Raw genomic sequence first — 5,306 nt, 5'->3', positions numbered from 1 at the left:
ATGCTGCGCAGGATCTCGGTGGTCTTGCCCTCATAGATGCCGCGCCGGCCGGTGCTGCGCTCGATCAGGCGGCCGTCCAGCGTGGCAAACAGCCAGGGATAGTCCGGGTGGCGCACCATATCGAAAGCCCCGCCATACTGCACGGTAAACTCGAGGTGATCCAGCGCGAACAGTTCGCGGATGGGTGCCTCAGCGTCATGGCCATACTGGACGCACGCCTTGCCGCTGATGTCCTCCGGCTCGGCCTGCCCGGTCTTATAGCGCCACAGCGTCTGGTTGTTCAGGTAGGGGTTGCGCCCCACGACGGCGCTGGCCTCGCTGGCCCCGATGCCCTGCCGCCGCCAGGCCAGCCATTCAGCCGTGTTCCGGGGTTGGGCCAGGCCGGTGTCGATGAGTTCAACCATTGTCGTCGGCTCCCATCGTGGCGCCGAGGTCAAGCCCGACGGCCTTCTCGCCGTCGTCATGGGCCACGTCGATCAGCAGGCCGATATACTCCAGCAGCAGCGCGTCGAAAGCATCCGGCTTGGCTCCCTGGCGCAGAATGCCGCTTGTGGCGCGGGCCAGTGCAAAAAACGTGTCCACTTTGTTCGCACACACGGAGACCTCAATCTCTCCGTGATTTGCCGCTGCACCATGTGCCCAGGCAATCGAAATTTTGCTGTCCATGTTCGTTATACCTCCTGTTGCATCTCGGCGCTGCGCAGGGCCTTTCCGTTCCGGGCCGAAGCATAGGCGCAGCGGATCTTGTACAGCTTGTCTTTGTCGTTGCCGCCTGCCTCCAGTATGCTCTCCACGGTCTCGTGGAGTAGCAGGTCGGCGTCCGGGCGGCCGTAGCGGTAGGCGGCCTCGATGGTCTCATAGATCATGCGTGAGGCACCTCCTCCAACGCGAACCACACGCCCAGCAAAGCGTTGAGTACCAGCACCCCGCCGATCAGCGCGGGGACGTTGAGCGCGGCCACAGCGGCCAGGATATAGGCGCCCAGTGTCACTGCCGCAGTCTTGACGGCGGCGCGCAGCAGCGTTACAATAAGGGGGAGCTTTTGCATCAGCTCTTTTTCTGGGCCGTCCCGGTGTGCCAGCACCGGGGCGGTCATCTTTTTTTCAGTCATGATGGGACCTCCTTTCAGTCGTTTTCGTGTCCCGCTGCCAAAGCCGCCGCAAAAAGCTGAACCAGCAGGGGAGCGATGGCGTTGATGCCATCCTCAGTCAACACGGCGTCGTGTATGGGAGCGCCGCCTGATAATTCTGTTTTGATGGTGTATGTACGTTCAATCATGGGTACCTCCTTGTGGTTTGTACCTCCTTGTGGTTTGTACCTCCCCGCGGTAAAATGAATTAGAAAGGGTGATAAAAATGATTTTGTACCATGCCGATCGGGAAAATTTATTGTCTGAGGGAATAACCTTAACGTTAGAAAACAACTATCACTTGGCTCAAAAAGATTTGCACGTCATTTATGATCTTTATCCTGATGGACTTTCAAGACATGGGGTACACTACTTCGACGATTGTATTCGGGATATAAGAAGTTACTGGCTCCCGAATGGAAACAATCGTATAGAAATAATTCTTCCCGATGATTTTTCTGCCGCTAAAAGGGATCTGGACAATTCGTTTTGTGAGTACAATTTTGAATTGGTTCGACGCGCCCTTTTTCCAAAAGTTCCTTCCCGCATGCAATGTCTTTTCGCAGTAGCATCGATAGAGGAATTCGTACAATGGCAAGACTGTAATTTTCCCCCAGATTGTCACGTGTACGAGATATCCGTTTCTGACTCTACACAGCGATTCGACTCAAAATGGCTTAGAGGTGGATATGTTTTAAACCAAGGCTCTATAGGGGGCTCCTATTTGGGTTTTTCCCCTGTTTTAAATCTGAATTCTGCCGTAAAATATTGGTCTGGTATGCAAACCGATTCTCCCAGATGGGAGTACCTTGTTTCATTTCCTGTTACAGTTGGCAAGCGAGTACGCTGAAGAAAAATCAACTAAGTAAGCTCTTGACTATGCTTCGGCATTTCATCCTCTGTCAACTGGTGTTGCTCCCCCTTGGAATTCAAAGGTGCAATGGAAATCTCCCAAGCACCTACTGCTTTTCGGAAAAAATCAGCGAGCTCTTTCGGGTCGCCAGTCAAAGCAATCTGCATCCTGTTCACCTCCTTTGCCTTGTCCTCCCCCTCGGCCCGTGCTACAATGGGGTTGGAAAGGGGGTGAGTTTATGAGATTGAATCCAGATTGTGTAAGAGATATTCTCATGTATTGTGAAGATAAATGTACAACGACTTCTGGTGTTGAATTTGACCCTGGAACCACACTTACAATGGATGGAAGAACTTACAACTGGGAAGAATTGTCCTACCATCTTCGTCAGTGTGACCTTTCAGGATATTTCTATAAGGCAAGCCAAGACATGTATGGAACTTATTTTATAGAAGACCTTTCTCCGGCGGCTCATGAATTTTTGGCGAATATCAGAAGCAACGATAACTGGTCAAAAGTCAAATCCACTGCATCGAAAGTGGGTTCTCTTTCTCTCTCAACACTTTCAAGTATTGCTTCGGCTGTTGTCGCCGCTGCAATAAAAGCCAGCTTGGGACTTCCTTAATTTGACCTCGATTTTGGGTGTAAAAACTGCTGTCCCCGTATTGTTCGCACTCAATTCAAATGAAATCATTCCCTCAACCGGCTTTCCGTCAAGCAACGGAAGGCCGTTTTCAATTGAAAGAATCTGCATCCGGTTCACCTCCTTTGTTGCATCCCGCAATCTACTTTAAGTAGAATTTTCAGCGAAAAAAATTTGGTCGATTGGAATCCCAACGACTTCGCTGAACTTCTTTGCAATGGCAATAGAAGCGGTCTCGGGAAAAAGCTCGATTTTCCTGTAAGAATCGCGGGAAATCCCCAGCTTTTGAGCAACCTCCACCTGGGTGAGCCCCGCATAGTTACGTGCCTGTTTAACAGAAAAGCCCATGTAAAACACCTCCGCTCTTTTTGGATTGATTATAGTATACTCTACTTTAAGTAGTGTGTCAAGAACTTTTAGTAGGAAAATTTTCATTTTCTGTTGACTTTTTCCTACTTTTAGAGTAAGCTACATATAAAGAGGTGATGAACATGAGCATAGGATCGAACATCAAACGACTTCGCACAGATGCACAACTGTCTCAAGCGGAACTCGGAAAAATAGCTGGTGTGACAGACAAGGCCGTTTCCACTTGGGAAGCAGATATTAAAACTCCCCGTATGGGAGCTGTGGAAAAAATGGCCGCCTATTTCGGGGTTCCGAAAAGCGCAATACTTGATGATGCACATCCGTCTTCTGCGCCCATCCCTCCCGGCTTCGAGCCGCTCCCCAAAATGGTCAAGCGCCCTCTGGTGGGCAGTATCGCTTGCGGGGAACCGATCACGGCCGAGGAAAACATCGAGGACTATGTGGACGTGCCGGAGAATGTTCAATGTGATTTCTGCCTGCGCTGCAAAGGCGACAGCATGATCGACGCAGGAATCCACGATGGCGATGTGGTCTATATCCACATCACACCGCAAGTCGAGAACGGCCAGATTGCCGCCGTCCGCATAGGCGGGGAAGCTACCCTGAAGCGCTTCTTTTGGAACGAAGAAACCCAGACCATGACCCTGCTGGCCGAGAATCGGAACTTTGCTCCCTTGGTCTACACCGGCCCAATCCTTGATACGGTTCATATCGAGGGGAAGGCCGTTGGGTACACCCACTGGTTTTGAAGGTGAAACCGTCGGCATCTGCCGCGGGCTATAAAATTTCACATTCGGGATATTGCATTTCAACGGAAAATTGAATATAATGAGGGTACAGGAAAGGTGCCTGCCGCATCGCCTGCATGATATCGCCGTAGAGCGCGGCGAGCCAAAAATAAAAAATGCTCAATGGCATGATTTGCTTGTAGAGCGCAAGCAGCATAATCTAAAAAAAGCTCAATGGAAGAAAGCCCTCTGCTTCACGGCAGAGGGCTTTTCCTTTTTCAGGAGGTTTATGTGAAACTCATATACTTGTCCCAAAAGTTTTACGCAGAGTATGGCGGGTGTAAGGAGATTTTGAAAAAGCCGACCCGTCCCTACGCCTGCCTGGCTGTCTATATCTCAGGTGTGACCTTTGCGATCCCATTCCGGCACCACATCGCCCACAAGTACGCCTTTATTACAAAGCCCGGCTGTGGGTTGGACTACACAAAAGCGGTAGTCGTTCCCGATGGCAGCTACATAGCGCCGGATCGCGTTCAAATCGACCAGGATGAATTTAATGCGCTGAAAGGTCAGGACTCACGAATCGCAAGAGAGTTTGCCCGCTATTTGAAGCTGTACATAAAAGCTGTCCAAAACCATGGAAACCCACACTACGCAAACATAACACGCTACAGTACATTACAATATTTTGAAAATCGGATCATGTAAAAATGATGATAATGGAGGAATCAAAAAATGAAAGCAGGAAAAATTGCGGCTGTACTGCTTATGGCGTCCCTGCTGGCGGCATGCGGACAAGAGACCCGCGAGGCCGACGCGCCGGAAATCCAGATGCAGGTCGCGGACGGCTACATACAGTATTATAACGGCACTGATTGGGAAAACCTGATCGCCGTCGAGGATCTTCGCGGCCCGCAGGGCGAGCCTGGTCGGGATGGGAAAGACGGCGAGGATGGCAAAGACGGTGCCGATGGTATCGATGGAAAAGATGGCGCGACAGGCGCGCAAGGCCCCGCCGGGGCTAAAGGCGAAACAGGTGCGGCCGGTCCTGCCGGGCAGGATGGCGCGGACGGCGCAAACGGCCGGGATGGCCGCGATGGCTCTGACGGGTCCAGCGCGGCGGCTTGCAGCCATGTCTATCGCCAAGTTTCACAAGATGTAGAGACCTTGGAGACTTACGAGGATGGAAGCAGCTTACTACGCAGAACCTACACGATGGTTTGCGATAAGTGCGGCATGCAGACCGTCATGTACTACGATTTCGTGATGGAGATTCCCACGCCCCGGCCCTCGCCGACGCCCGAAGTAACGCCGACTCCGGAGCCGACCCCCGACCCTACGCCGGAGCCTACGCCTGAACCTACACCCACCACACCGCCGCCTTCTCCATCGCCTATTCCCTTGGATGGCACAATCGAAAGTTAAACAGAACCGCCTCGCCGCGCGGTGTAAAATAGATTGGAGGAAAAACCGATGAAAAAACTGATTGCATTATCTTTGGCGGGAAGTTTGGCCCTGACCCTGGCCGCCTGCGGGGGTACAGGTGCCAGCGAGAACTCCAGCGAAGCGGCTTCTCCGAGCGAG

13 protein-coding genes are annotated in these 5,306 nt (G+C 52.0%); 6 read left to right on the top strand and 7 right to left on the bottom strand.

Annotated features, from left to right (window positions below; all coding sequences use genetic code 11):
• From Q0526_RS18550 to Q0526_RS18530, 5 genes are all read right to left on the bottom strand, one after another.
• On the bottom strand, positions 1-404 hold a 404-nt coding region (locus Q0526_RS18550), incomplete at its 3' end, for a YqaJ viral recombinase family protein (protein WP_298736993.1).
• Positions 397-666: a hypothetical protein gene (locus Q0526_RS18545; RefSeq protein WP_298736991.1), complete on the bottom strand. Its 270-nt coding sequence runs from the start codon at positions 664-666 to the stop codon at positions 397-399. The genes Q0526_RS18545 and Q0526_RS18550, both read right to left, overlap by 8 nt.
• A gap of 5 nt (positions 667-671) precedes the next feature.
• Positions 672-866, bottom strand: coding sequence for a hypothetical protein (locus Q0526_RS18540; RefSeq protein ID WP_298736989.1), 195 nt, complete (start codon positions 864-866; stop codon positions 672-674).
• Positions 863-1,111 (bottom strand): hypothetical protein, encoded by a 249-nt coding sequence (locus tag Q0526_RS18535; protein WP_298736987.1) that lies wholly within the window; start codon positions 1,109-1,111, stop codon positions 863-865. The genes Q0526_RS18540 and Q0526_RS18535 overlap by 4 nt, the downstream gene beginning before the upstream one ends.
• A gap of 14 nt (positions 1,112-1,125) precedes the next feature.
• Entirely contained in the window at positions 1,126-1,278 is a 153-nt protein-coding gene (locus Q0526_RS18530) for a hypothetical protein (RefSeq protein ID WP_298736985.1), read from the bottom strand.
• A 77-nt stretch (positions 1,279-1,355) separates the two neighbouring features.
• Here Q0526_RS18530 and Q0526_RS18525 point away from each other — a divergent pair, with 77 nt between their 5' ends.
• Positions 1,356-1,979 carry a DUF2441 domain-containing protein gene (locus Q0526_RS18525; protein WP_298736983.1) on the top strand — a complete coding sequence of 208 codons (624 nt, stop codon included), beginning with the start codon at positions 1,356-1,358 and terminating at the stop codon, positions 1,977-1,979.
• An 11-nt stretch (positions 1,980-1,990) separates the two neighbouring features.
• Here the strand turns inward: Q0526_RS18525 and Q0526_RS18520 are convergent, their stop codons facing one another.
• Positions 1,991-2,149, bottom strand: a complete 159-nt coding sequence (locus tag Q0526_RS18520) for a hypothetical protein (RefSeq protein WP_298736981.1) — start codon at positions 2,147-2,149, stop codon at positions 1,991-1,993.
• A gap of 71 nt (positions 2,150-2,220) precedes the next feature.
• Between Q0526_RS18520 and Q0526_RS18515 the strand changes: the two genes are divergently transcribed.
• Positions 2,221-2,607 (top strand): DUF2513 domain-containing protein, encoded by a 387-nt coding sequence (locus Q0526_RS18515; RefSeq protein ID WP_298736978.1) that lies wholly within the window; start codon positions 2,221-2,223, stop codon positions 2,605-2,607.
• A 165-nt stretch (positions 2,608-2,772) separates the two neighbouring features.
• On the opposite strand, the gene Q0526_RS18510 is transcribed toward Q0526_RS18515, so the two are convergent.
• Entirely contained in the window at positions 2,773-2,973 is a 201-nt protein-coding gene (locus tag Q0526_RS18510) for a helix-turn-helix domain-containing protein (protein ID WP_298736975.1), read from the bottom strand.
• A 143-nt stretch (positions 2,974-3,116) separates the two neighbouring features.
• Here Q0526_RS18510 and Q0526_RS18505 point away from each other — a divergent pair, with 143 nt between their 5' ends.
• From Q0526_RS18505 to Q0526_RS18490, 4 genes are all read left to right on the top strand, one after another.
• Positions 3,117-3,743: an XRE family transcriptional regulator gene (locus Q0526_RS18505; RefSeq protein WP_298736972.1), complete on the top strand. Its 627-nt coding sequence runs from the start codon at positions 3,117-3,119 to the stop codon at positions 3,741-3,743.
• Between the two features lie 79 nt (positions 3,744-3,822).
• A complete protein-coding gene (locus Q0526_RS18500) occupies positions 3,823-4,017 on the top strand; it encodes a hypothetical protein (RefSeq protein ID WP_298736969.1) in 195 nt (64 codons plus the stop codon).
• On the top strand, positions 4,014-4,430 hold the full coding sequence (locus Q0526_RS18495; protein ID WP_298736967.1) for a hypothetical protein: 417 nt from the start codon (positions 4,014-4,016) through the stop codon (positions 4,428-4,430). The genes Q0526_RS18500 and Q0526_RS18495 overlap by 4 nt, the downstream gene beginning before the upstream one ends.
• A gap of 27 nt (positions 4,431-4,457) precedes the next feature.
• Positions 4,458-5,147 (top strand): hypothetical protein, encoded by a 690-nt coding sequence (locus Q0526_RS18490; protein ID WP_298736964.1) that lies wholly within the window; start codon positions 4,458-4,460, stop codon positions 5,145-5,147.
• Positions 5,148-5,306: the final 159 nt, after the last annotated feature.

The organism is uncultured Subdoligranulum sp., from assembly GCF_937890665.1.
Note: the sequence above shows the minus strand (reverse complement) of the source record. Positions and strands in the feature narration are given on the sequence as shown.